This is a genomic window from Haloarcula amylovorans, from assembly GCF_004681185.1.
Classification (GTDB): Archaea; Halobacteriota; Halobacteria; order Halobacteriales; family Haloarculaceae; genus Haloarcula; species Haloarcula amylovorans.
The window spans coordinates 40,398-62,530 of the sequence record NZ_SRIF01000002.1 but is presented as its reverse complement, the minus strand read 5'-3'; the positions used below and the strand labels follow the sequence as shown (position 1 = coordinate 62,530).

Below are 22,133 nucleotides of genomic sequence, written 5' to 3'. Positions count from 1 at the left end.
CCGGCGCTCGTGAACTTACAATGAGGGATGTCACGTTCGACCCGGAAGAGAAGAGCCCGTACGAGTGTTTCGAGTGTGGTAACATCGTCGTCGTGGAGCACAATCCTAGCCAGTGCCCCGACTGCGGCGGTGAGATGCGGAACCGACACACACCTATCGAGTGATGGCGTCGGAGTCCAGTGCACAGACCGTGGCGAGCGAACCGGGAGAGCCGGAGTCGGCACTCGAGACCGCTCGCCGCCAACTGCACCACGCAGCCGAGAAACTCTCTATCGATCCGAACATCGTCGAGCGTCTCAACCATCCGAAGGCCGTCCACGAAGTGACGATTCCTATCGAACGCGACGACGGCACCGTCGAGGTGTTCACCGGCTACCGCGCCCAGCACGACAGCGTCAGAGGACCCTACAAGGGCGGTCTTCGGTACCACCCGGAGGTGACTCGGGACGAGTGCGTCGGACTCGGGATGTGGATGACGTGGAAATGTGCCGTCATGGACTTGCCGTTCGGCGGCGCGAAAGGTGGCGTCGCAGTCAATCCCAAGGAGCTGAGCCCCGCCGAGAAGGAGCGGCTCACGCGCCGCTTCGCTGGCGAGATCCGCGACGTCATCGGCCCGACTATCGACATCCCCGCTCCGGACATGGGGACCGACCCGCAGACGATGGCCTGGCTGATGGACGCGTATTCGATGCAGGAAGGCGAGACGATACCGGGCGTCGTGACTGGCAAGCCGCCGGTCGTCGGCGGGAGCGAAGGTCGCGAAGAAGCGCCCGGACGGAGCGTCGCCATCATCACGCGAGAGGCCTGTGAGTACTACGGCCGGCAACTCGACGAGACGAGGGTCGCCGTACAGGGGTACGGGAGCGTCGGTGCGAACGCCGCCAGACTCCTCGACGAGTGGGGCGCGACGGTCGTCGCGGTCAGCGACGTGAACGGTGCGATGTACGATCCTGACGGCATCGACACCGCCGCCGTCCCGTCACACGACGAGGAGCCGGAAGCCGTCACCAAGTACGCGGATACCGTCATCGACAACGACGAGCTGCTGACTCTCGACGTCGACGTGCTGGTCCCCGCTGCGCTCGGCAACGTCATCACCGAAGCGAACGCGGACGCGATAGCAGCGGATCTCGTCGTCGAGGGAGCGAACGGCCCGACCACCGCGACGGCCGGTAAAATCCTCGCGGAACGGGGCGTCGCGGTCATTCCCGATATCCTCGCGAACGCGGGCGGCGTCACGGTGAGCTACTTCGAGTGGCTCCAGGACATCAACCGCAGGGCGTGGTCCCTCGAACGAGTGAACGACGAACTCGAGACGGAGATGCGAACCGCCTGGCGCGCGGTCAGGAGGGAGTTCGAGAACCGCGACGTGACGTGGCGCGACGCTGCCTACATCGTCGCCCTCTCACGACTCGGCGAGGCCCACCGAGCCCGCGGCCTCTGGCCGTAGCAGTCCGACCCCTACAGCGGCCTCGCACACGCCCGGCAGTAGGCGAAGCCGGCGTCGTTCTCGGCCCCGCAGTGTCGGCAGCGGCGGCCGGCCGAGTCGGTCCGCTCTGCACTCCCGGTCGACTCCGTCTCTTCGACGGACTCCGTCGGCGGATCGGGACCGCCGCGGCGCAGTCGCTCGCGGACGTCGCGGGCGATACCAAGCAGTACCGGAGCCGCGGCGACGAGCGCCACGAGCGCCATGACGGTCACGACGAGGAGGTACGCCTGTCCGGGCGCGACCATAGCGCTTCTACGGGTCCCAGACGGGTAGCGGCTCGGGTTACAGCCAGTGGTAGAACTCTAAGGTGTACCCTTCGGGATCCTCGACGAAGGCGGCGAACGCGCCGGCAGCGTCGATCTCCGTGGGTTCGAGGACGGGCGAGCCACCGGCGTCGATGGCCGTCTCGAAGGTCTCCTCGACGTCGTCGACGGTAAAGGCGACGTGGTCGACGTCGGCGCGAGAGGGCGCGATGGGCGTCGTCCGGTCGGCGTCGTATCGCAGCTGGAGGTCCGCCTCCTCGCCGCGGCCGAGATAGACGTTCTCGACGCCGTCGAGCGTGAAGCGGTGTGTCTCTTCGAAGTCAAGTTCCTCGTAGAAGGCCATCGCGCGGTCGAGGTCCGAGACGCAGATGGCGACGTGTGCCAGGTCCATGCCCGGCCGTTCGGAAGCATCCCGAATGACTGTACCGATGCGGCGTTCGCTACCGCTTCGCAGTTTGCGGCCACCGCGTCGCGGGGGTTTTTGCCTTCGGCGTCGTTGTGTCCGAGCGATGAACGACGCGGAGGTCGCGGCGGCCCTGCTCGACTACACGCAGGACAAGGTCGCAGTCGTCGATGCGTCTGGCACGTACACGTACGTGAACGCGGCCGCCGACCCGATTCTCGGGTACGACCCCGACGCCCTCGTCGGCGAGACCGTCTTCGAGTTCGTCCACCCCGACGACCGCGCCGAAGTCGAACGCCGGTTCGAGGCCGTGGTGAACGCGGCCGGGGAGTTCGCGGCCGACTCAGTCACCTACCGCCACCGAGCCAACGACGGCTCGTGGGTCTGGCTAGAGAGTCGGATGTCGAATCTGACCGACTCGGAGTTAGACGGCTACGTCGTAAGTTCCCGCGTCGTCACGGACCGCGTCGAGGCCGAACGCGACCGGCGCGAGACACGGAACCGCTTGCAGGAACTCGCCGATGCGACCGACGATGTCCTGTGGATGTACGACGGCGACTGGTCGGAACTGCTGTTCTGTAATCCGGCCTACGAGGACGTCTTCGGGCAACCGGTCGAGAAACTGGAGCAGAACCCACAGAGTTTCATGGAGGCCGTCTATCCGCCTGACCGACCCACCACTGCTGACATGATGGAGCGCGTCTCGGGCGGCGAACCGGCCGAATTAGAGATGCGGGTCAACCCCGCGGTGGACTACAACCGGTGGGTCTGGGTGAAGGCCGAACCGATAGTCGAAGACGGCGAGGTCGTCCGCATTGCTGGTTTCTCCCGCGATATCACCGACCGGAGCCGCCGCGAACGCCAACTCGTCGTCATCGACAACTTCCTGCGGCACAACATTCGCAACCAGTTGAACGTCGTCCTCGGCAACGCGGCGGCCCTAGCGACGGACGCTGAGGGGGAGACGGCCGAACGCACCGCGATGATTCGCCGGGCCGGAGAAGCGCTGCTGGAAACGGCGGAGAAACAACGAGAAATTGTCGACGTGCTCACGGCGACGCCACAGTCCACGACGACGGACGTTTCGGCCGTCGTCGAAAACGCCGTCGGTCGGTTCCGTGAGCGGTTCCCCGACGCGGTCATAACCACAGAGGGTATCGAGTCCGTCGCCGTCGACGCTCCCGGCGAACTGCGCTATGCGGTCGCCGAACTGGTCGAGAACGCTATCCGTCACACGCGCTCGGAGAGTCCTGCAGTCACTGTCTCCATCCGAACCACGCCAGAGCGCGTCGAACTGTCCGTGATGGACGATGCGCCACCCATCCCCGAGTACGACCGGAAGGTCCTGCTAGGTGACCACGAGATGACGGCCGTCAACCACAGTCGCGGTTGCGGGCTCTGGCTGGTCTACTGGGTCGTCGACCTCGCGGGCGGGAGTATCGACCACACGGCGACCGAGACCGGCAACACTGTCACGCTTTCGCTGTCGCGGGCGTCGTGAGCGACCGCCGAAACCGCTAGTCTCCAGCGGGGTCCGAACGCATTTGCGGCTCCCGCACGTCGACCGACTATGGAGTACACGACGCTCGGTTCGACGGGCATCGAAGTCAGCAAAATCTGTCTCGGGTGCATGAGCTTCGGGACCGGCCGCGAGTGGATGTTAGACGACGAGGAGAGCCGCGAACTCATCGAACGGGCGATCGACCTCGGCGTGAACTTCTTCGATACGGCCAACGTCTACTCCGCCGGGGAGAGCGAGCAGATACTCGGCGACGTGCTCGCCGACTACGAGCGGGACGAACAGGTCGTCGCCACGAAGGTTCGCTTCTCGGGCGCGAACGACCACCGGAATGCGCGGGGCCTCTCGCGGAAGACGATCGAGCAGGAACTCTCACACTCCCTCGACAGATTCGGGATGGACACCGTCGACCTCTATCAGATCCACCGCTGGGACTACGACACGCCCATCGAGACGACGCTTCGAGCACTCGACGACGCCGTCCGCCGGGGCCAGGTCCGGCACATCGGCGCGTCCTCGATGTGGGCCCACCAGTTCCAGCGGGCGCTACAGATCAGCGACCGGGAGGGACTGGCCCGCTTCGAGACGATGCAGGACCTCTATCATCTGGCCTACCGCGAGGAGGAACGCGAGATGTATCCGTTGTGTGACGACGAAAACGTCGGCGTGCTGCCGTGGAGCCCGCTCGGCGCTGGCTACCTTGCGCGCCCGCACGAGGAGTTCGAAGCCACGACCCGCGGCGTCCACGAGAGCGAAGAGGCCGGCGTTCCCTATGCCGAGGGTCCTGGAAGTGCGGAGATAAACGAACGCGTCCAGGAACTCGCCGCGGACCACGGCGTGACGATGGCCCAGATCGCGCTCGCGTGGCACTTCCAGAACGACAACGTCACCGCGCCCATCGTCGGCACCTCCAGCATCGAGCATCTGGAGGACGCCGTCGAAGCGCTGGAGATCGACCTCTCGGCGTCGGACGTGGCGTACCTCGAAGAACCGTACGAACCGGTGGAAGTGTACGGGCACGAGTAGCGAGGTTCCGAGTGTAATGAGGAACCTCGAAGCGAACGGGGAGCGTAGTGACCCGTGAGTAGCGGGGGACTGAGCGAAGCGAAGCCCACGAAAAGCACAGGGGCGAACGGTAGCGAGACCGCGCCAGCGGTCTCGGTGAATCGAGCGGGCGATGTCCGCGAGACAGCGACCCGTGGAGTAGCGAGGTTCCGAGTGTAATGAGGAACCTCGAAGCGAACGGGGAGCAGTAGCGAGCGCAGACGAAACGGCCACGCCCGGCAACGCTTTGCGGGTCGAACGACTACCAACTAGTACGACGACCGACTCAGTCATGATGCCACCCCTCCTCCGCCGCTGTCCCGACTGCGGGCACGTGGGCTGGACCCGTTCGTTTCGAGTCGAGACTGACGAGAGAGGACAGCGTCTCGTCGAGTGCCCGTCCTGTGGCCACCAGTTCGAGCCGGTAGACAACCCGCTGCTCAACTGACTCTCACCGTCCGCTAACGAGTACGACGGGCCGTGTGACACTCCGACACGGTTTTATCGGCGTCCTGCGCCTTATCGGTATGGAAACGGTCGCTATCGCGTGTTTCGACGGGTTCGACGAACTGGACGCCATCGGTCCCTACGAGGTGTTCGAGAACGCGACGGCCTTTGGCGCGACGTGGGACGTGAGCCTGCGAACCGTCGACGAGCGACCGACAGTCACGGCCAGCCACGGACTCACGGTCGGGGTCGATGGACCGCTCGATTCGGTCTCGCCGGACCTGTTGGTCGTCCCCGGTGGTGGGTGGAACTCGGGGGAGGACGTGGGTGCACGGGCGGCGGCCCGACGCGGGAAGTTGCCCGACGCTATTGCGGCCATCCACGATGCCGGCGCGACCGTCGCTGGAGTCTGTACCGGCGGGATGTTGCTCGCGCAAGCTGGCGTCCTTGACGGCCGCCCGGCGGTCACGCATCGAGGAGCACTCGACGACCTGCGAGCGACGGCCGCCAACGTCGTCGACGCTCGCGTCGTGGACGACGGCGACGTACTGACGGCCGGCGGCGTCACGTCGGGACTGGATCTCGCTGTCCACCTCGTCGAACGCGAGTGGGGTGAGACCGTCGCCGACCGCGTGACGGCGGAAATGGAGTACGACCCGCGTGGACCGCTCTACTGCCGGGAGTGAGTAGTGTCCCGTCCGCTCGCCAACGCGCTGGAACACGGCTACGAGGACTCGTCGCCGGAACCGGCATTCACGCCCGTACTCGCGGAGTCACGTTCACAAGCCGTCGCCACAGGACGGACACTCGGGCCCAGTCTCGCCCGCCAATGGCTCGACGCTGAGCTCGCAGTTCTCACACCACAGACGCCGCTCGTCTGTCCCCTCTGGCGTGTCGTGTGTCATATGTCTATACACTACGCGCTGCTAACTCAAGAGCGGCGTAGATAGTTTCGTGATACGGGCGTGCGATTGTCGAAGCAGGCGTGGACCGGCCAGAACGGCCCTACGCGCGCTGCCGGGCGTCGTCGAGCATGTCTTGGACGTTCACGGCTTCGCCGCGGCGGCTGCTCTCGATGGCGGCGAAGACGATCCCCATCGAGTGGAGGTTTTCCTGGACGCGGGTGTCCATCGGATCGCCGCCGCCCAGCCAGTCACAGAACTGCTCGATGAGCCATGCGTTCTCCCAGATGGGGCGTTCGGCCAGCGGAACCTGTTCGCCGTCGCCCTTCTGGAGGCCGGACCAGTCGCCGACGTCGGCGGGGTCGAAGGGGAACCGCTCGACTTCGCGGTCGTCCAAGAGGATGGTTTCGTCCCGACACTCGGCGCGGAACTGCTCGTGACCCCAGCCGTTGAGCGTCGTCGCGTTGGCGTAACTGCCCTCGTACTGAGCGCGGGTGCCGTCGGCGAAGTGGAGGGTGACGAGGCCAGTGCAGTCGCCCTCGTAGTCCGCACCGTCGGGGACCCACGTCTCGGCGTAGACACGTTCACAGGGGGCGTCGACGAACGACGCCAGCATATCGAGATGGTGAATCGCGCCGTCTAAGAGGAGCATATCGGTCATCTCGTGGACGTAGTCGGAGTACAACCCTCGGTTCCGGACGTTGCCGGTGTAGCGGGCGGTGAGGTAGTCCACGGGACTGGCCTCAGAGAGGGCACGGCGAAACGTCGTCTTGTCCTGGTCGTAGCGGTGACTCATCGTGATGCCCATCTTCGCACCGGCCTCACGGACTTTCCGCTCGATACGCACGGCGCTTTCGAGGGTATCGGCGATGGGCTTCTCCGAGAGAATGTCGAGACCGTGTGAGAGCGCCGTCTCGACGACGGGTTCGTGAGCCGCGGGCGGTGTCACGACCGAGCAGAAATCGGCGTCGCGTTCCGACAGCGCGGTATCGAGGTCGGTGTAACAGCGGTCGGCCGAGAGTCCGAGCTCGGACTCGGCCACGCTGTGGCGCTCGGGATTCATGTCGACGGCAGCGACGACATCGACGCGGTCGGCGTCGACGTTGGGCGGGATCGCCTGCGTAACCCAGTGACGCCCCTGCCCACCCAGCCCGACGTGTACCATTCGTTGTGTCATGAAAATTGGATACCCGCCACCGAGTATAAAGGTCGTGCTATCGTCCGGTTGGGCAGGCTTACTCGTTATCGGGGAACTGGACGTGCCGTTCCATCCCGTCCTCGGCGAGGACCACCTCGCCGTCGAACGTCTCGCGGGCCTCGGCGGCGAGTGTGTCGGCCTGTCCGGCATAGCGCGTCGAGATGTGAGTTAGCGCCAGCGTTCGGACGCCCGCCTGTTGGGCCACTTCGGCGGCGTCTCTCGCTGTCGAATGTGCCGTCGCCTGTGCTCGATCTCGGCGGTCCTCGGCGAAGGTGGCGTCGTGGACCAGCAGGTCCGCCCCCTCGCTCGCCTCGATTACCGACTGTGTCGGCAGGGTGTCTCCGGTGTAGACGAACGTACGACCGGGCCGGGGCGGGCCGACGACTTCGTCGGGCTGAACCATCCGGCCGTCGTGTTCGACCGGCTCGCCGCGGTGGAGTTTCGAGTACTTCGGCCCCGGTGGGATGCCCAATTTTTCCTCGGCCTTCTCGCGGTCAAACTCCCCCTTGCGGTCGTCCTCGGCGAGGACGTAGCCGACGGCGGTACAGCGGTGGTCGGTCTCGATAGCGCGAATCTCGTACTCCGGTCGGTTCAACACGGTGTCACCGGTCGACACCTCGTTGATCCGAACCGGATACGAAGGCGTCGTTCCAGTCGCTTCGATAAGTTGGGTGACGTTACTGCGGGTCCCTGCCGGGGTGTGGATAGCGACCGGTTCCTCGCGGTCGTTGAAGTCGAACGTCTGGAGCAGTCCCGGAATCCCGAGGACGTGGTCGCCGTGGAGGTGCGTGAGGAAGACGTGGTCGATACCGAAGCCGGTCCCGTAGCGCATCATCTGGCGTTGCGTGCCCTCCCCGCAGTCGAAGAGAAGGTAGTCGCCGTCCCGATTGACGAAGATGCCGCTCGTGTTGCGCTGTACCGTCGGGATGGCCCCGCTCGTCCCGAGAAACGTCACTCGCATCCTCTGGTCGTGGGCCGCCGACGGGTAAACGCGTGTCGAAAGCCGCCCGGCAAAGCCCGGCTTTCTCGGACTAATGACGCCCTTTCGAACGGTTGGCTGCTCCTTCGGTTCTGAACTGTCGTTCCTGTTTATCGGCTGTCCTGTTGTCCACTCGCTCGCGTCGTCCGCAGACGGGCGACAGAGAACCATGATACGTACCAAGACACTGGCCGTCTTTCTGGCCATCGCTATGGTCGGGGCGTTCGCCGCGCAGGCGGCGGCCGTTCCCGGCGTGACAGCACAGCAAGAGACCCCTACAGAGAACGGGACACCGACCGAAGCGGGGACAGAGACCGGGACGGAAACCGGAACTGAAACTGGGACGGAAACCGGCACGCAAGTAGGTACCGAGACGGCGAACGACACAGCCGACAACGAGACGGCCGAGCCCTCGGTCACGTTCGACGATCAGGAGACCAACGGGACGACGGTGACGGTCAGTAACGTCAGCGTCCCCGAGGGCGGCTTCGTCGTCATCCACGACGAGATCCTCCAGCGGGGGAACGCGCTGGACAGCACTATCGGCGTCTCCGAGTACCTCGAACCCGGCGAGTACGATAACGTCACGATCACGCTGTACGAGGTGCCCGGCGCAGAGTTCGGGCAGACGGACGCCGAAAACGACACCATGGCCGGTAACGAGACGATGACCGGCAGCGAAACGATGGTCGGCAACGAGACCGTGACCGGCAACCAGACCGCCACTCCCGACAACGAGACGGGCCTCGCGGGCAACGAGACGGCGGCCGGTAACGAGTCGATGGCGGGCAACGAGACGGTGACCGGGAACGAAACCGGCATGACCGATAACGCGACGACGACCGGCACGCAGGCCGAGACCGGCGGCTCGCAGATGCGACTGACCGAGAGCCAGACGCTCACTGCGATGCTCCACGTCGACAGCAACGACAACCAGACGTTCGACTACGTCAGCACGTTCAGCCTCGAAGACGGTGCCTACGTCGTCGACGGTGAGGCGGTCACCGACTCGGCGAACGTGACCGTCACCAACGAGAGCGACGGTGCGGGCGTGGCGACCGACGACACTGGTACGGAGACGGAGACTGAGACCGGCACCGAGACCGAGACCGGCACGGAAGAAGCCGGTGCGGGAACGACCGAGACGGAGACGCCAGGCGGCGCTGGTGCCGAGGAGACGCCGACCGACGGCGGCACGGCCGCCGGCACGGAGACCGCGACTGAGACGGGAACGACGGGCGAGGCGACCGGCTAACGCCTTCACCGACAGCGATTCAGCGGGCTGACTGTGTGACGACCGGGCCGAGACAGAGCGGTTACAGTCACAGTCTGCATCCGCCGACCGCAACGGCAAGCCCGCCTTTCTCCCGCTAATTCTCGCTTAGCCAGCAGTTGGGAATTCCTTCGATTCTGAACTGTCTGAGCCGTTTATCGGCCACCATTCCCTCCTACCGGCCGCGTCGTCTCCTCGAAGACGACCGAATTACTCATGACACGTACCAAAATCCTCGCCGTACTTCTCGCGTTGAGTATGTTCGGTGCTGTCACTGTACAGGGAGCGGCACTCCCCGGCGTGACAGCCCAGCAAGAGGCACCGGACGGACAGCAAAGCGGTCTCGTCGTCGAGTCGATTACGGCTCCGGACAGCGCCGAACCCGGCTCGACCGTGACCGTCGTCGCCGAGGTGAGCAACCCGGGTAGCGCACGGACCACGCAAGAAGTCGAGTTCCGCCTCGGCGGTGATGTCCTCGACAGACGGCTCGTTACCCTCGACGGCGGCGAAAACACCACCGTCCGGTTCGAGGCCGACACCGAGGACCTTGACCCCGGCGAGTACCGCCACGGCGTCTACACCGGCGCGAACAGCCAGACCGCCACGCTCGTCCTTTCGGAGTCCTTCGAGATCACGGACTTCGACGCGCCGGACTCGGTCGAAGCGGGTGACCTCGTCACCGTCGACGTCGAACTGGAGAACCCCAACGACTTCGAGACCACGCAGAACGTTTCGTTCTGGTTCGACGGCAGCCGCGTCGCCAGTGAGGCCATCACCATCGACGACGGCGACGACGCCGACGTGACGTTCAACCTCTCCTCACAAGGTGTCGCCCCCGGGACGTACGAACACGGCGTGTTCACCAGAGACGAGGGCGAACTCGCAGAAATCGAAGTCACCGAGCCCGGACCGACGAACGCCTCGGTCGCCTTCGAGGATCAGGAGTCCGACGGCACGACCGTCACCGTCGACCAACTGGTTATTCCGAGCGACGGGTACGTCGTCATCCACGACGATAGCCTGCTGGAGGGCAACGTTGTCGGGAGCGTCATCGGCGTCTCGGAGTATCTCGAAGAAGGTACGTACCAGAACGTCAACGTCACCCTTTACGAAGTCGAGGGTGCCGACTTCAACGAGACGGAACTGACCGAGAGCGGGACGCTCATCGCCATGCCGCACAACGAGACGACTGGCGACGAGACCTACGACTTCGTCGCCAGCAACGGCACCGACGACGGGCCGTTCACTCTCGACGGCCAGCCAGTGACCGACGACGCCACCGTGACCGTCGCCGGCGCGAACGAGACGTCGACTCCGGTGGAGAACGCGACTGCAGAGAACGAGACGGCGGCTCCGGCTGACAACGAGACGGAAGCGCCGCCCGCTGACAACGAGACGGCGGCCCCGACCGCCAGCGTGACGCTGGACGACCAGACATCCGACGGGACCTCGGTTACGGTGACCGATATCTCCCTCTCGGAGGGCGGCTACGTGGTCATCCACGACGACAGTCTCTTAGACGGTGACGCCGCCGGCAGCGTCGTCGGTGTCTCCGAGTACCTCGAACCCGGCGAGTACGACGAGCTCACGATCCCGCTGTTCGACGTGCCCGGCGCGACGTTCGACCAAACGGAACTGACCGAAAACCAGACGCTCATCGCCATGCCGCACCTCGAAGACAGCGGTAATCAGACGTACGACTTCGTCACTAGCGGCGGGAGCGCCGACGCGCCCTACGTCGACGACGAGGGCGCGGTCACCGACGCGGGGAACGTCACCGTCGCGGCCAACGAAACCGCCGGCTGACGCCCCTGTCACACGTTCACATTTATACCACTGGGTGTCCTACCACGCCGCATGAAGTTCGTCATCGTCGGCTACGGGCGCGTCGGCACCCGGACTGCACGCATCCTCCAGAGCGAAGGCCACGACGTCGTCATCGTCGAGTCAGAACACGAGAAGGTCGAACGCGCCCGCGAAGAGGGTTTTACCGTCGTCCACGGCGACGGAAGCGAGGAATCGGTGTTACAGGAGGCCGATATCGGCAGTGCCGACGCCATCGGCGCGTTGACGGGCGACCTGAACACAAATTTCAGTGCCTGCATGATCGCCAAGGAACACGGCTGTCGGACCATCCTGCGCATCGACGCGGACTACCGCGAGGAGATTTACGAGAAGTACGCCGCCGACGTCGACGAGATAATCTACCCCGAACGACTGGGGGCCGCCGGTGCGAAAACGGCACTACTGGGCGGGGACTTCAACGTCCTTGCGGACCTGACCGAACGCCTCTCGATCGCCAGCGTCGAGGTGCCCGACGGGTCGCCGTTCGTCGGCAAGCGCGTCGTCGAGGTCGACCTCCCCGGCGACGCCCACATCTACGCGCACGGCCGTCACCACGAGCCGATGACCATCCCGCTGCCACAGACTGAAATCGAGGCCGGCGACAGCGTCGCAATAATGGCCGCGCCGGAGGGACTCGACGCCGTGCGGTCGTCACTCCGCGGCGAGGCATAGGCATCGAAGCGACCGGATGAAAGGGGTGCGGTGTCCGGGCGCGCGATGGGAGGATGGGAGAAACCACCGGAGTAACCGGTGGTGTAAGTGGTCGTCGGTGCGCGCCCGTATCGGGAGAGGAGGAACGCACCTGGTATAAACTCCCGTCAGACGGGCGGCGGACGGGACGGCTTTTTGCCTCTCGTCTCCCTGCTACCACACATGACTTGGGGCGACTTATTCGAGCGAGCGAATACACACGAGACGAGTGTCGAGCGAATTCGGGACCGACTCCGAACGCGGCGAGCGGCGACCGACGATGAGTGACGACGACACCTCCCCCGCCCGGGTCGTCGCCGACGCCGACGTCCTCGCGGCGGACCTGCTGTGTGGGGACACGGACAACCCGGCCCGCGCCGCACTCGACCACGTCCGCCGCCATTCGTGGCTGACACTGGTCGCCAGCGACCCGCTCCTCTCTGACGCCAAGTGGGTGATTCGAGACCTGAGCGACGCGAGCCTCGCCGAGGATTGGCGCGAGCGCATCGAACGCGACCGAGAGGCGGTCGACCATCCCGAGGGCGACCACCCGGCGCTGGCCTCGGCCTACCGCGGGAACGCCGCTCACCTCCTCACCTACGACGAGGACCTCCGGAGTGCCGAGACCGGTCTCTCGATCAAACCCCACATGCAGGTGAGCGTCCGCCCGCCGGACGCCTTCGAGCGACTGTTCGACGCTCAGTCGCTGTACGAAGTCGTCGAGGGCGGCGAGTACCCCGGTCCCGACCGGGACCCACGAGCGTGACCGTTCGCGCTCATCGCCCGCTGTTGACCCACTTTGCCACTCGCCGGACGACCCACCGCGGCGCGACCCGGCCCAGCAGGTCCACGACGCGCATCGCCCGACTCGGAATCACAACCGTCTCGCCGGCCAGCAATCCCTCGTAGGCGGCGCTGGCGACCGCCTCGGGCGTGTTCGCCGTGACTGATCCGACCGTCGAGTCGCCCATCCCCGCCCGCGACTGAAACTCCGTCTCGACCGGCCCGGGACACAACAGCGTCACGTCGACCTGCCCGCGCAGTTCTTCGGCGATGGACTCAGTGAAACTGTTGACGTAGGCCTTGCTGGCGTAGTAACCTGCGAGGTTCGGACCCGGCTGAAAGCCGGCGACCGAGCCGACGTTCAGCACCTTCGGTGTCCCGTCGGCGTCTCTGCGTTCGTCGAGGAACAGCCGGGTGAGTTCGACGGGGAGGACGACGTTCAGGCGCAACTGCGTCCGCTCGGCGTCGAGGTCGCTCTCGGCGAAGGGACCGTACGTGCCGACACCGACGTTGTTGACGAGGATATCCACGTCGAGATCCCGGTCGATCACCTTCTCGTGGAGGTCCTCGGCGGCCGACGCTCTGTCGAGGTCCATGACGACCGACTCCGCGGTCACTCCTTCCCGCGCTAGTTCCTCGGCCAGCGATTCGAGGCGTTCCTCGCGGCGAGCGACTAGCACCACGTCGTGACCGTGAGCAGCGAACTCGCGGGCTAGTGCCCTCCCGATGCCCGCCGACGCGCCCGTGATGAGCGCAGTTTGGCTCGCCATCATTCACCGCTCGGCGTACCACTCACCGCGTTCTCGCGGTTCGGGTTGCAACGCCGGTGCTTCGCTCCGCCGTTGCAACTTCCGAAAGACGCGGCCGCGTCTTTCGACGTATGCCTCGCTCATCGCTCGGCGTACCACTCGCCGAACTTCGCCAAGGCCCGTCCGCGATGGGAGACGGCGTTCTTCTCCGCGGTGCTCATCTCGGCGAACGTGGTGCCATCGTGTTCAAAGATGGGGTCGAAACCGAAGCCGCCGTCGCCGCGCGGCGCGACGATCTCTCCAGGGACGCGCCCTTCGAACAACTTGACCGGGAGCGCATCGTCGCCGCTCCGGACCTGCTCGTCGGTGGTCGCCGCGCCGCGGTCGCCCGCATCGAGGTCCTGCCCCCGTCGCTCGTCGCGGTCGGTGCTCGCGGCATCCGCCGCTCGCTCGTCCGGCGGACTCTCCCTCCGGTCGACTCCGCCCGGCTCTGGTGTGGCGGCGAACTCCTCGCCGTCGCAGTAGGCGATGACCGTCTTGAACGCCGCCGCGCGGTCCGCTTCGGGCTCGGTCATCCGCCAGACCCGGTCGACACCGACTGTGTCCTCCACGTACGAAGAGTACGGCCCCGGAAAGCCGTCGAAGGCATCGACGAAGAGACCGGCGTCGTCGACGATGACCGGCCCATCGGCCGCCCGATAGGCCGCCCGTGCGCCGTTGGCGGCTACCGCGCCGAGATCGTCGGCCTGTATCTCGGGGTAGTCGAAATCGAACTGGACCACCTCGTCGTCTAGGTACTCAGTGGCTTCCCGGACTTTCCCGGGGTTGGTCGTCACGAAGTTGAGCATACCGACACACCGCAAGCGGTGCCAAAAGAGGCGTCGAAACGTGTTCTCAGTCGACGACGACTTCGACCGGCTCGTCGGCCTCTTCCTCTTCGAACTCCTCGGTGTCGCCGCCGCGTTCGAGGTAGAGCATCACACCGGCGACGAGGAGGACGACCCACGCTCGCCAGTTGGCGAGGTTCAGCGTGTAGCCAATCCCGAAAGGCTTCTCGACGAGCATCCCGTCACCCGGCTGCCAGTACGAGGACACGAGTCGCTTGAGACTCGGTCGTTCGAAGTTGTACGGCACGCCGAACAGGCTCCCAGACTGCGGTTTGTCTGCCATGTCCGGCCTTACTCGCCCGGTCGTTAAACCCTTTATCCCGACCTTTTTCTCGTCGGGTTCACTCCGTGAACCTCTCCTTGAAAAACGTCCTCAGAAGTCGAAGACTTCTGATGGGTTGCGTTAGTGCTTCGCTCTAACGAACGTCGATGAAAAAGGCGCGAATCGCGCCGCGATTCGCGTGAAACCGCTCGCCAGTGGCGAGCGGTATGCTTCTCAGGTAAGCCTGCCCTTCCCCGGGTCGTTCACGGGCGGCGAAGCCGCCCGTTAGCTCGGGAGACCCCCGGTCTCCCGGTGCGCGACAGAGCGCGCTCCCGGCCACCGCGGGGCCGATTCGAGCCGTTTCACCGACCGTTCTCGTCACTCCACGGCGGTCAGATACACCGCGACCATCGCGAGGGCGATCCCACTGACTTTGCGCGCGGTCAGTGGTTCGTCGAGGAAGGCGATGCCAATGATGGAACTCGTGGCGATAAACATCCCGAAGATGGGGACGACGACGCTGATGGGGCCGGCCGCTAGCGCGCGGTAGTACGCGATGATGCCGACGGCGAGCGCGATGCCCGCGCCGTAGGCGTACACCGCTTTGGAGTGCGTGAGATAGGGGGTGACGGAGACGTCCGAGAGTATCACCACGACGACGACGACGGTGATGAGTATCCCGTTAGAGATGAGCAAGACGACGTTGCTGGGGAGGTCAGCGGTCGCCACCTTCACCAGCGGCGGGACCAGCGAGTAGGCGAGCAACGCCACCACCGCCCACGCGATATAACGCATATTCGGGGACCGGTGGACGAGCGCCAAGAGTGTTTGCGTTGCGGATATTCCGGGCTACTGGTAGCGGCCGCGGCCCTCGATGTCGTCGAGGCTGGCAAAGACGGCATTGGCGTGGTCGCTCTCCTCACGATAGGCGTCCTCGGCGGCCGACAGCAACCGTTCGGGGTCGTCGGCGGTGCCGGAAAGCGACTGGGCGAGGACGTGGAGGTCCATCGCGTGGTCCTCCGGTTCGTCGCTGTAGTAGCCCAGTCCGAAGTCGATGAGATAGGTGTGCTGGTCGCTTTCAGTGTCAGCGACGCGCTGCTCGCGGGCGTCACCCGCTCGCTCATCCGGCGGCGCATCGCGCCGTCCGACGCGCACGTTTCTGGTCGTCGGGTCGCCGTGGACGAACCCGGCGTCGTGGATACGCGCGAGGTAGCGGCCCACGTCGCGGACATGTGGTTCGGTCAGCGACTCGCGCAAGTCCGCGTCGCCGACGCGCTGGAAGACGATGCAGGATCTCTCGGGGTCAACGTCGAGAATCAGCGGCGTGGGGACGCCGTGTCGGCGGGCGTCGCTCGTGAGCCGCGTCTCCTGGCGCGTGCGCTCGACGCGGAGCCGGTCGTCGAGTTCGGGGTGCCGATAGCTCCGTGGGACGCGCTCTTTGACGACGCGGTCGGCCTCGATGGCGACCGTCGCCTCGGCTCCTTGCACTTCCGTTTCGGCTCGAACGGAGCGATCGACGGATTCGGTCGCCGCTCTCCAGCTCACCGCTACCTCGTCCGGCCGAAAGTTCGAGTCGATGCCCGACTCTGCGATTTCGAGGGTGTCGCCGGCGGCGTACATCTTCGCGCCGAGCATCGCTATCATGCCCGCGTTGTCCCGCAAGAATCGGTCCGCAGGGGCGTAAAAGTCGGCTCCACGCTGGTCGCACATCTCTCTGAGCATTCGCTTCAGCCGGTCGTTCTGGCCGACGCCGCCGCCAAGGACCAGTTCGTCGGCTCCGGTCAGCGACAGCGCTCGCTCGGCGACTTCGGTCAGCATGGCGAAGATGGTCTCTTCGAGGCCGCGACAGACGTCCTCGACCGGCACATCGTCGTCGTAGGCCTGCTTCGCTGCGCTCATGATGCCCGAAAAGGAGAAATCCATTCCCTTGACCACGTAGGGCAGCGGGTGGAAATCGCCGTCGCGGGCGTGGGCCTCGACTTTCGGCCCGCCGGGGTGTTGCCAGCCGACGTGGCGGGTGAACTTGTCGATGGCGTTGCCGACGCCGGTGTCCATCGTCTCGCCGAGGACGCGGTAGCGGCCGTTACGGTAGCCGAGTAAGTGCGCGTTCGCGCCGGAGGCGTTCAGACAGACCGGCGAGGAAAAGCCCGACTGGTGGCGGCCGACTTCGAGGTGGGCAACCATGTGATTGACGCCGACGAGCGGCACGTCGAATCGCTGGGCGACGGCGCGGGCGGCGGTGCCGACGATGCGCAGGCACGGGCCAAGGCCCGGGCCGCGCGAGAAGGCGACTGCGTCGATCGGCGAGTCGCCGCTCTCACCGTCAGTCTCCTCGCTCGCTCGCTCGCGGGCGTGTTCGATGGCCGTCTCGACCACTTCGGGAACCGTCTCGCCCATGTGTTCGGCGGCCTCACGCGGATGGATGCCGCCGCTCTCCGGTTGATAGGGATCACTCTCGATGAAGACGTGGTCGGCGTCGCTGGCCCGGGTCGGGTCGTCCGTCTCAAAGACTGAAGCGCTCGCTGCCCAGGCGGTTCCTTCGATACCGAGAACGCGCATGCGGCGGCCTTACTTCCACTCGGTGTAGCCGCACTTGCCGCAGTGCTTGCGGTCGTCGTGGTCGGCCAGCACCGTATCGCCACAGCGGGGGCAGTTCTCCTTGACCAGTTCGCCGTCCTCGTAGTACTCGTTGCGGGCCATTTAGGCTTCCTCCGCCTCTTCTTCGCCGTCGGCGACGATCTTGTTGCGCTCGAGCATGTGATCTTGCTCGACGTCGCGGGCGAACTCGGGGCTGTCGTAGACCTTCGCGTAGCCGACGGTCTTTCGCATCCCGAACTTGGTGTCGAGCTTGTGGATGACGACTTCCTCGGCGTCCTTGTTCAGCGTCGCCGCCAGCGAGTCACGCACGGAGAGCCGGGAGGGCGTCGCTTCGTCGTGGACGACCTCGAAGCGGACGTCCGTTCGGTGCAACATGGGATTTTCCTCTTCGTCGATGATGTCGATATCCATGGTTCGTTGCCCATAGATTCCCGTCGAAGCGCCTAAAAGGATTTCGAAGCCGTAGCTGCCGGTTTCTCCGTCAGTCCGCACTCGGAGTCAGCGCTGTAACCGCGCGAGCAGGTGCGAGAGGTGGATGCGCTCGTTAGCGGCGTCGGTCAGCGCCATGTCGGTCTCGCCTGCGAGGCGGTGGACCTCGGCCAGTCGCTGGCCCGAGTACCGCGAGCGAGCGACCGACAGCACTTCCTCTAACACGTCGTCGGCCCCGTACCCCTCGTCGACGAGCAAGTCGTCGAGCGTCGAGCGCGCGTCGGTGAAACGCCCGTCTTCGGCGGCCTCAATCATGCCTTCGACGGTATCGTCGGCCTCGACGGCGTTCAGCGTCTCGTAGGCGGCGTCCATCGTCACCTCGCCGGCTTCCTCGTAGGTGGTCTGTGCGGCCAGTACGGCCCGCCGCAGGTCGCCCTCGGCGTAGCCGGCGACGTACTCCAGGCCGTCGTCGTCGTGGTCGGCCTCCTCGGCGGTGACCACGTCTCGCAAAACCGAGACGGTCTCTTCGTGGGTCGGCGCGCGCATCACGACCGGGAAGCACCGCGAGCGAATCGGCGGGATGAGTGCCGAGGGCTGGCGGGTGGCGATGACGAACTGCGTCGCTTCGTAGTACTGCTCCATCACTCGGCGAAGCGCCTGCTGGAAGTCCTCTCGTATTCCCTCGGCGTTGTCCAGCAAGATTGTCTTGTAGGTGCCGGACATCGGCGTGTAACTGGCCGACTCCTTCAGGACGTGGTTGATGAGATCGGCCTTCGAGGACTCGCGGCGGCGCTTGCTGTCGATGAACGACGAGAAGCGCGGGTCGTTGGCCACCTCCTTTTTCGTCATATCGAAGACGTCGGCGACGTTCAACTCGGTAAAGTCAGCGTCGGAATTGGCGTGGACCTCGTCGGCGTAGGCGCGGACGCCCGCCGTCTTTCCGGCCCCCTTCGGCCCGTGGACCAGCAGGTTCATCGGCTCCTCGATCGCCCCCTGTAAGTGTTCGCGGGCCTTCGGCTGGGGGATGTCCTCTAGGGCCGGCGCGTGCGTTTCGGTCCACAGCGGCGCGTCCATCTGTCGAACGTGGGTAGGATGGGGGTCGTCAAGTATTCCGCGGTTGGCGAGGGGCGCGCGAAGCGCGGCCCTCGACGGAACGGCGACCGCAGGGAGCCGTGGAGCGGCAGCGATGGGCGCGCGACTGAAAGGAGCACGGCCCTCGCTACTCCACGGGTCGCTGGCTCGCAGGCGTTGCCCGCTCGACTCACCGAGGCCGCTTGCGCGGCCTCGCTACCGCTCCCCGTTCCGTTGAGGGGCGACTCTCTCACTGTCGTTCGGTCGTCGCCCCTCGCTACTCGAACAACTCCTCGAACACCTTCTGCTGAGCGGCCCGGAGATGTTGGTGATACGTCGGGCGGGAGATGTCCATCGCGCCGGCGAGTTCGTCGCCGTCGACTTCGCGGGGCCATTCGAAGAAGCCGCCGAAGAAGGCCGTTCGCAGTGCGGTCTCCTGTCGGTCGGTGAACCGGTCGGCCAGCGACGCGCGGAACTCCTGTTGGGTCTGGACGGGTCGTTCGTGTTCGTGATACCCTGCGAGGTCCGTGCCGTCGTAGTTGTCCTCGACCAGCGAGAACACCTCGCGGGTGTCGGCCTCGTAGGGCAGTTCGATTGTGTAGCGGGCGACGCCGTTCTCGCCGCCGACGGCCTTCGGGACCGCACCGTGATCGACGAGCGTCGCCAGCAGCGAGGTCTCGACGACGACGTCGAACAGCGCGTTCCCCTCGTATTCGGCCACGCGGGTCGCCTCGACCACTGCGTCGTCGTCGACCAGCGCGGTGAGGACCTCGTCGCTATCGCCGTCCTCGGTAGTGAGATAGAGCCGTAGCGACCCGTCGTCCTGTGTGACGGCGTCGACCGAGGAGAGCGTCGTGCCGGTCGCGGCCGAGACGCGGCTCAGAAGGAGGTTCCGGTCGTCGACGGTAAACTCCAGTTCGACCACCTTATCGGCCGACAGGATCTTTCCGCTCTCGATGGCGTTGATGGCGTTGGCGACCGCGCGACCCAGCGCTTCGAGGACGACCTGCTCGCGGTCGTCAAAGGCGTCCGGCTGGTCCGAACAGACGTACAGCACGCCGTAGGTCGAGTCCGTGTACGACAGGGGAATCGCCATCATCGAGGCGATATCCGCCTCCCGAGCGCGTTCGCTCCACTCGTCGTCACCGGAGAGGTCGTCGACGACTTCCGTTGTATGGTCGGCCAGCGCGCGGGCCCCCGGCGCGTCGCCGTCCATCGGGACTGAGAGTCCCTCCATCGCTATCGGCGCGTCGCCGCCCCACTCGCTCGCGACCAGTTCGTCGCCGCGGACCGCCGGGCGGCCGATCCACGCGAAGGTGTAGGGTTCGGTCGCGGCCAGTTCCGCACAGACGCCGGCTTCGACGGTCTCTCTCGTAGTCGCCTCGACCAGCACTTCGACGGTGTTCTCGATGAGGCCGTTGATGCGTTCGAGGATGGTCGCGATGCGCTCGCGGGTCTCTCTGACCTCCTGTTCGCGCTTGGCTCGATTGCAGGCAGCGGCGGCGTTCGTCGCCAGCAGCGCGACCACCTGTCGGTCGACGTCGTCGAAGGCGTCGGGCTCCTCGGAGAGCACGCTCAGCGTGCCGTGGACACCGACGGGGTAGTAGATTCCCGACTGAATGGTCGTCCCGTCGTCGAGTTGATGAGTCTCGCCGTACATCGCAGCCTCGCCGGAGGCGAACACCCGTCCCGCCTGCCCTTCGTCTAAGTTGTAGACGGGCCGCTCACCGAGACGGTCGGTTGTCTCCTCTGTGGTCGCGGTCGGCCGCAACACTCGCTCGTCGGCGTCGTAGAGGCGAACGATGGCGAGGTCGATCCCCAGGACACGCTTGGCCGCGTTGGCGACGATTTCGGCGACCTGTTCGCGGCTGGGGGCCTGCATGAGCGACCGCGAGGTCTCCTGGAGCGTCGAGAGCATCTCCTCGCGACGCTTTCGCTCGGTGATGTCGCGGATGACCCCTGCCGTCCCGCGGAACTCGCCGTCGGGACCGTACAGCACCGTCATGTGGTCTTCGCAGGGGACGGTTTCCCCGTCGGCCCGCCGAAGTTGTAGTTCGAACGTCGTCCCGATGTCGTCTGGCGCCTCGGCCGAGAGGAGGGTACGGAGCTTCGACTCGGCGAGCGTGACCGCCTCGTGGTCCTTGATGACGCTCGTATGCTCCCCGAGCAGGTCCTCGACGGCGTAGCCGGTCAGTTCCGCCATCGCCTCGTTGACGAAGACGAACGCGCCCGTGTCGTCGAGGGCGTAGACGCCGTCGTCGAGCGCCTCGATGACCTCCGCGTACCGCTCGAACCCGTCGTGGGCGACAGACAATACGCCGCTGTCGGCGGTGACCGCGCGCTCGATGCGGTGGGCGAGGACGACGTACTGTTCGTCGGTCCCCCGCCGTACGTACTCCGCCACGCCGTCTTCGAGCAGTTCGGAGACGACGCCGGCGTCCCAGTCGCCGAACGCGACGACCGGCAGCGAAGGGCGGTCCTGCCGTAGCGTCTCGACCAGCGGCGGCGTCTCGGAGTGCATGCTAACGACGCAGTCTACGGCACTGACGGAACTCGCCGTGGCGTCGCTCGCCGCAGTGCATGCCTCGAAGCCGTCCCCCACTCGCTCCAGCGCTCGTGCCGTCTCCGTCACGAGAGCCTCGTCGTCGCCACAGACGAGGACGGCGACCCCGCTCTTCATGGCTGTCCGTTAGCCCGTCCGCACAAGAATATTCGGGGTCGCTGGCTCAGGCGCTTTCTTTCCGCAAAACACTCGGCATCTCCGGATGACACGTTGCACAGAGCCACTCGTCGGTTCGGTGGGTCATCGTCTCCGTGGGTCGGCGGTGTCGCCAGACGTGTACGCCCTCGGATTCGCAGTTGTCACAGTCGGACATGGGTCTACGCATCATGTGTGTCTTTCACTCGCATAAACTCTCCGTATAATCGAGTTTAAGGAGGTTCATGTGTCCAAACGTGTTCCGCAGAGAGGGACCCGATCGCTGCTTGCGGTTTGCTCGCAGCAAAATGCGCCGGCCGGGAGTGAGCGAACGCGAAGCGTTCGCGAACATCGGGCGGCAAACGACCGCAGGGAGTGCGCCGGCCGGGAATTGAACCCGGGCTATTGGCTTGGGAAGCCAATGTCCTACCACTGGACCACCGGCGCTCGTTTCACTCGCGCCGAGCATCGCAGTTCCTGCGGAACTGCTCAACACCGGCGCGCTACGCTTACTTCGTTCGCTCGCGCCCCGCGGCTCGCGGCTCGCGGTTCCGAAGGAACCGCTCACCACCGGCGCACGGCACTCACTTTCGCTCGTTTGTGC

22 protein-coding genes and 1 tRNA gene are annotated in these 22,133 nt (G+C 65.6%); 9 read left to right on the top strand and 14 right to left on the bottom strand.

Going from position 1 to position 22,133, the window contains the following annotated elements; translation table 11 throughout:
* Nucleotides 1–20 precede the first annotated feature (20 nt).
* Both E4S61_RS07640 and gdhB read left to right on the top strand, forming a co-directional pair.
* Nucleotides 21–164, top strand: a complete 144-nt coding sequence (locus E4S61_RS07640) for a rubrerythrin-like domain-containing protein (protein WP_135303356.1) — start codon at nt 21–23, stop codon at nt 162–164.
* On the top strand, nt 164–1,450 hold the full coding sequence (gdhB, locus tag E4S61_RS07635) for a glutamate dehydrogenase GdhB (RefSeq protein WP_135303355.1): 1,287 nt from the start codon (nt 164–166) through the stop codon (nt 1,448–1,450). The genes E4S61_RS07640 and gdhB overlap by 1 nt, the downstream gene beginning before the upstream one ends.
* A gap of 11 nt (nt 1,451–1,461) precedes the next feature.
* On the opposite strand, the gene E4S61_RS07630 is transcribed toward gdhB, so the two are convergent.
* A complete protein-coding gene (locus tag E4S61_RS07630; protein ID WP_135303354.1) occupies nt 1,462–1,734 on the bottom strand; it encodes a DUF7577 domain-containing protein in 273 nt (90 codons plus the stop codon).
* A gap of 37 nt (nt 1,735–1,771) precedes the next feature.
* Nucleotides 1,772–2,143, bottom strand: coding sequence for a VOC family protein (locus E4S61_RS07625; RefSeq protein WP_135303353.1), 372 nt, complete (start codon nt 2,141–2,143; stop codon nt 1,772–1,774).
* 118 nt (nt 2,144–2,261) lie between these two features.
* On the opposite strand from E4S61_RS07625, the gene E4S61_RS07620 reads away from it, so the two are divergent.
* The 3 genes from E4S61_RS07620 to E4S61_RS07610 all read left to right on the top strand — a co-directional run bounded on the left by E4S61_RS07620 (nt 2,262) and on the right by E4S61_RS07610 (nt 5,851).
* Nucleotides 2,262–3,656 (top strand): PAS domain-containing sensor histidine kinase, encoded by a 1,395-nt coding sequence (locus tag E4S61_RS07620; protein WP_135303352.1) that lies wholly within the window; start codon nt 2,262–2,264, stop codon nt 3,654–3,656.
* 69 nt (nt 3,657–3,725) lie between these two features.
* The gene (locus E4S61_RS07615) at nt 3,726–4,700 is read left to right on the top strand and encodes an aldo/keto reductase (protein WP_135303351.1); all 975 of its coding nucleotides are present in this window, start codon (nt 3,726–3,728) and stop codon (nt 4,698–4,700) included.
* 545 nt (nt 4,701–5,245) lie between these two features.
* The gene (locus tag E4S61_RS07610) at nt 5,246–5,851 is read left to right on the top strand and encodes a DJ-1/PfpI family protein (protein WP_135303350.1); all 606 of its coding nucleotides are present in this window, start codon (nt 5,246–5,248) and stop codon (nt 5,849–5,851) included.
* Nucleotides 5,852–6,170: 319 nt separating this feature from the next.
* Here the strand turns inward: E4S61_RS07610 and E4S61_RS07605 are convergent, their stop codons facing one another.
* Nucleotides 6,171–7,244: a Gfo/Idh/MocA family protein gene (locus tag E4S61_RS07605; protein ID WP_135303349.1), complete on the bottom strand. Its 1,074-nt coding sequence runs from the start codon at nt 7,242–7,244 to the stop codon at nt 6,171–6,173.
* 58 nt (nt 7,245–7,302) lie between these two features.
* Nucleotides 7,303–8,226: a ribonuclease Z gene (gene rnz, locus E4S61_RS07600; RefSeq protein WP_135303348.1), complete on the bottom strand. Its 924-nt coding sequence runs from the start codon at nt 8,224–8,226 to the stop codon at nt 7,303–7,305.
* Between the two features lie 187 nt (nt 8,227–8,413).
* On the opposite strand from rnz, the gene E4S61_RS07595 reads away from it, so the two are divergent.
* The 4 genes from E4S61_RS07595 (at nt 8,414) to E4S61_RS07580 (ending at nt 12,818) form a co-directional block, all read left to right on the top strand.
* Nucleotides 8,414–9,499, top strand: coding sequence for a DUF7282 domain-containing protein (locus tag E4S61_RS07595; protein ID WP_135303347.1), 1,086 nt, complete (start codon nt 8,414–8,416; stop codon nt 9,497–9,499).
* A 234-nt stretch (nt 9,500–9,733) separates the two neighbouring features.
* Nucleotides 9,734–11,323, top strand: a complete 1,590-nt coding sequence (locus E4S61_RS07590; RefSeq protein WP_135303346.1) for a DUF7282 domain-containing protein — start codon at nt 9,734–9,736, stop codon at nt 11,321–11,323.
* Between the two features lie 51 nt (nt 11,324–11,374).
* Nucleotides 11,375–12,034, top strand: a complete 660-nt coding sequence (locus E4S61_RS07585) for a potassium channel family protein (protein ID WP_135303345.1) — start codon at nt 11,375–11,377, stop codon at nt 12,032–12,034.
* A gap of 298 nt (nt 12,035–12,332) precedes the next feature.
* Nucleotides 12,333–12,818, top strand: a complete 486-nt coding sequence (locus tag E4S61_RS07580) for a DUF7384 family protein (protein ID WP_135303344.1) — start codon at nt 12,333–12,335, stop codon at nt 12,816–12,818.
* Between the two features lie 10 nt (nt 12,819–12,828).
* On the opposite strand, the gene E4S61_RS07575 is transcribed toward E4S61_RS07580, so the two are convergent.
* The 10 genes from E4S61_RS07575 to E4S61_RS07530 form a co-directional block, all read right to left on the bottom strand.
* A complete protein-coding gene (locus E4S61_RS07575; RefSeq protein WP_394346441.1) occupies nt 12,829–13,605 on the bottom strand; it encodes an SDR family NAD(P)-dependent oxidoreductase in 777 nt (258 codons plus the stop codon).
* Between the two features lie 119 nt (nt 13,606–13,724).
* Nucleotides 13,725–14,432 (bottom strand): non-canonical purine NTP pyrophosphatase, encoded by a 708-nt coding sequence (locus E4S61_RS07570; protein ID WP_135303342.1) that lies wholly within the window; start codon nt 14,430–14,432, stop codon nt 13,725–13,727.
* Nucleotides 14,433–14,478: 46 nt separating this feature from the next.
* Nucleotides 14,479–14,754 (bottom strand): DUF5808 domain-containing protein, encoded by a 276-nt coding sequence (locus E4S61_RS07565; protein WP_135303341.1) that lies wholly within the window; start codon nt 14,752–14,754, stop codon nt 14,479–14,481.
* A gap of 357 nt (nt 14,755–15,111) precedes the next feature.
* On the bottom strand, nt 15,112–15,528 hold the full coding sequence (locus tag E4S61_RS07560) for an EamA family transporter (RefSeq protein ID WP_135303340.1): 417 nt from the start codon (nt 15,526–15,528) through the stop codon (nt 15,112–15,114).
* A gap of 54 nt (nt 15,529–15,582) precedes the next feature.
* Entirely contained in the window at nt 15,583–17,292 is a 1,710-nt protein-coding gene (locus E4S61_RS07555) for a bifunctional N(6)-L-threonylcarbamoyladenine synthase/serine/threonine protein kinase (RefSeq protein WP_135303339.1), read from the bottom strand.
* Nucleotides 17,293–17,301: 9 nt separating this feature from the next.
* Nucleotides 17,302–17,433 (bottom strand): 30S ribosomal protein S27ae, encoded by a 132-nt coding sequence (locus E4S61_RS07550; RefSeq protein WP_135303338.1) that lies wholly within the window; start codon nt 17,431–17,433, stop codon nt 17,302–17,304.
* Nucleotides 17,434–17,742 carry a 30S ribosomal protein S24e gene (locus E4S61_RS07545; protein WP_135303337.1) on the bottom strand — a complete coding sequence of 103 codons (309 nt, stop codon included), beginning with the start codon at nt 17,740–17,742 and terminating at the stop codon, nt 17,434–17,436.
* A gap of 87 nt (nt 17,743–17,829) precedes the next feature.
* Entirely contained in the window at nt 17,830–18,834 is a 1,005-nt protein-coding gene (locus E4S61_RS07540) for an AAA family ATPase (RefSeq protein WP_135303336.1), read from the bottom strand.
* Between the two features lie 274 nt (nt 18,835–19,108).
* Nucleotides 19,109–21,511 (bottom strand): bacterio-opsin activator domain-containing protein, encoded by a 2,403-nt coding sequence (locus tag E4S61_RS07535; RefSeq protein ID WP_245180628.1) that lies wholly within the window; start codon nt 21,509–21,511, stop codon nt 19,109–19,111.
* A 394-nt stretch (nt 21,512–21,905) separates the two neighbouring features.
* Nucleotides 21,906–21,976, bottom strand: a tRNA-Gly gene (locus tag E4S61_RS07530).
* Between the last annotated feature and the right edge of the window lie 157 nt (nt 21,977–22,133).

What these genes read in the sequence shown, in the direction of transcription:
- E4S61_RS07640 (WP_135303356.1), top strand. Translation starts at nt 21, where the DNA reads ATGAGGGATGTCACGTTCGACCCGGAAGAGAAGAGCCCGTACGAGTGT.
- gdhB (WP_135303355.1), top strand. Translation starts at nt 164, where the DNA reads ATGGCGTCGGAGTCCAGTGCACAGACCGTGGCGAGCGAACCGGGAGAG.
- E4S61_RS07630 (WP_135303354.1), bottom strand. Translation starts at nt 1,734, where the DNA reads ATGGTCGCGCCCGGACAGGCGTACCTCCTCGTCGTGACCGTCATGGCG.
- E4S61_RS07625 (WP_135303353.1), bottom strand. Translation starts at nt 2,143, where the DNA reads ATGGACCTGGCACACGTCGCCATCTGCGTCTCGGACCTCGACCGCGCG.
- E4S61_RS07620 (WP_135303352.1), top strand. Translation starts at nt 2,262, where the DNA reads ATGAACGACGCGGAGGTCGCGGCGGCCCTGCTCGACTACACGCAGGAC.
- E4S61_RS07615 (WP_135303351.1), top strand. Translation starts at nt 3,726, where the DNA reads ATGGAGTACACGACGCTCGGTTCGACGGGCATCGAAGTCAGCAAAATC.
- E4S61_RS07610 (WP_135303350.1), top strand. Translation starts at nt 5,246, where the DNA reads ATGGAAACGGTCGCTATCGCGTGTTTCGACGGGTTCGACGAACTGGAC.
- E4S61_RS07605 (WP_135303349.1), bottom strand. Translation starts at nt 7,244, where the DNA reads ATGACACAACGAATGGTACACGTCGGGCTGGGTGGGCAGGGGCGTCAC.
- rnz (WP_135303348.1), bottom strand. Translation starts at nt 8,226, where the DNA reads ATGCGAGTGACGTTTCTCGGGACGAGCGGGGCCATCCCGACGGTACAG.
- E4S61_RS07595 (WP_135303347.1), top strand. Translation starts at nt 8,414, where the DNA reads ATGATACGTACCAAGACACTGGCCGTCTTTCTGGCCATCGCTATGGTC.
- E4S61_RS07590 (WP_135303346.1), top strand. Translation starts at nt 9,734, where the DNA reads ATGACACGTACCAAAATCCTCGCCGTACTTCTCGCGTTGAGTATGTTC.
- E4S61_RS07585 (WP_135303345.1), top strand. Translation starts at nt 11,375, where the DNA reads ATGAAGTTCGTCATCGTCGGCTACGGGCGCGTCGGCACCCGGACTGCA.
- E4S61_RS07580 (WP_135303344.1), top strand. Translation starts at nt 12,333, where the DNA reads ATGAGTGACGACGACACCTCCCCCGCCCGGGTCGTCGCCGACGCCGAC.
- E4S61_RS07575 (WP_394346441.1), bottom strand. Translation starts at nt 13,605, where the DNA reads ATGGCGAGCCAAACTGCGCTCATCACGGGCGCGTCGGCGGGCATCGGG.
- E4S61_RS07570 (WP_135303342.1), bottom strand. Translation starts at nt 14,432, where the DNA reads ATGCTCAACTTCGTGACGACCAACCCCGGGAAAGTCCGGGAAGCCACT.
- E4S61_RS07565 (WP_135303341.1), bottom strand. Translation starts at nt 14,754, where the DNA reads ATGGCAGACAAACCGCAGTCTGGGAGCCTGTTCGGCGTGCCGTACAAC.
- E4S61_RS07560 (WP_135303340.1), bottom strand. Translation starts at nt 15,528, where the DNA reads ATGCGTTATATCGCGTGGGCGGTGGTGGCGTTGCTCGCCTACTCGCTG.
- E4S61_RS07555 (WP_135303339.1), bottom strand. Translation starts at nt 17,292, where the DNA reads ATGCGCGTTCTCGGTATCGAAGGAACCGCCTGGGCAGCGAGCGCTTCA.
- E4S61_RS07550 (WP_135303338.1), bottom strand. Translation starts at nt 17,433, where the DNA reads ATGGCCCGCAACGAGTACTACGAGGACGGCGAACTGGTCAAGGAGAAC.
- E4S61_RS07545 (WP_135303337.1), bottom strand. Translation starts at nt 17,742, where the DNA reads ATGGATATCGACATCATCGACGAAGAGGAAAATCCCATGTTGCACCGA.
- E4S61_RS07540 (WP_135303336.1), bottom strand. Translation starts at nt 18,834, where the DNA reads ATGGACGCGCCGCTGTGGACCGAAACGCACGCGCCGGCCCTAGAGGAC.
- E4S61_RS07535 (WP_245180628.1), bottom strand. Translation starts at nt 21,511, where the DNA reads ATGAAGAGCGGGGTCGCCGTCCTCGTCTGTGGCGACGACGAGGCTCTC.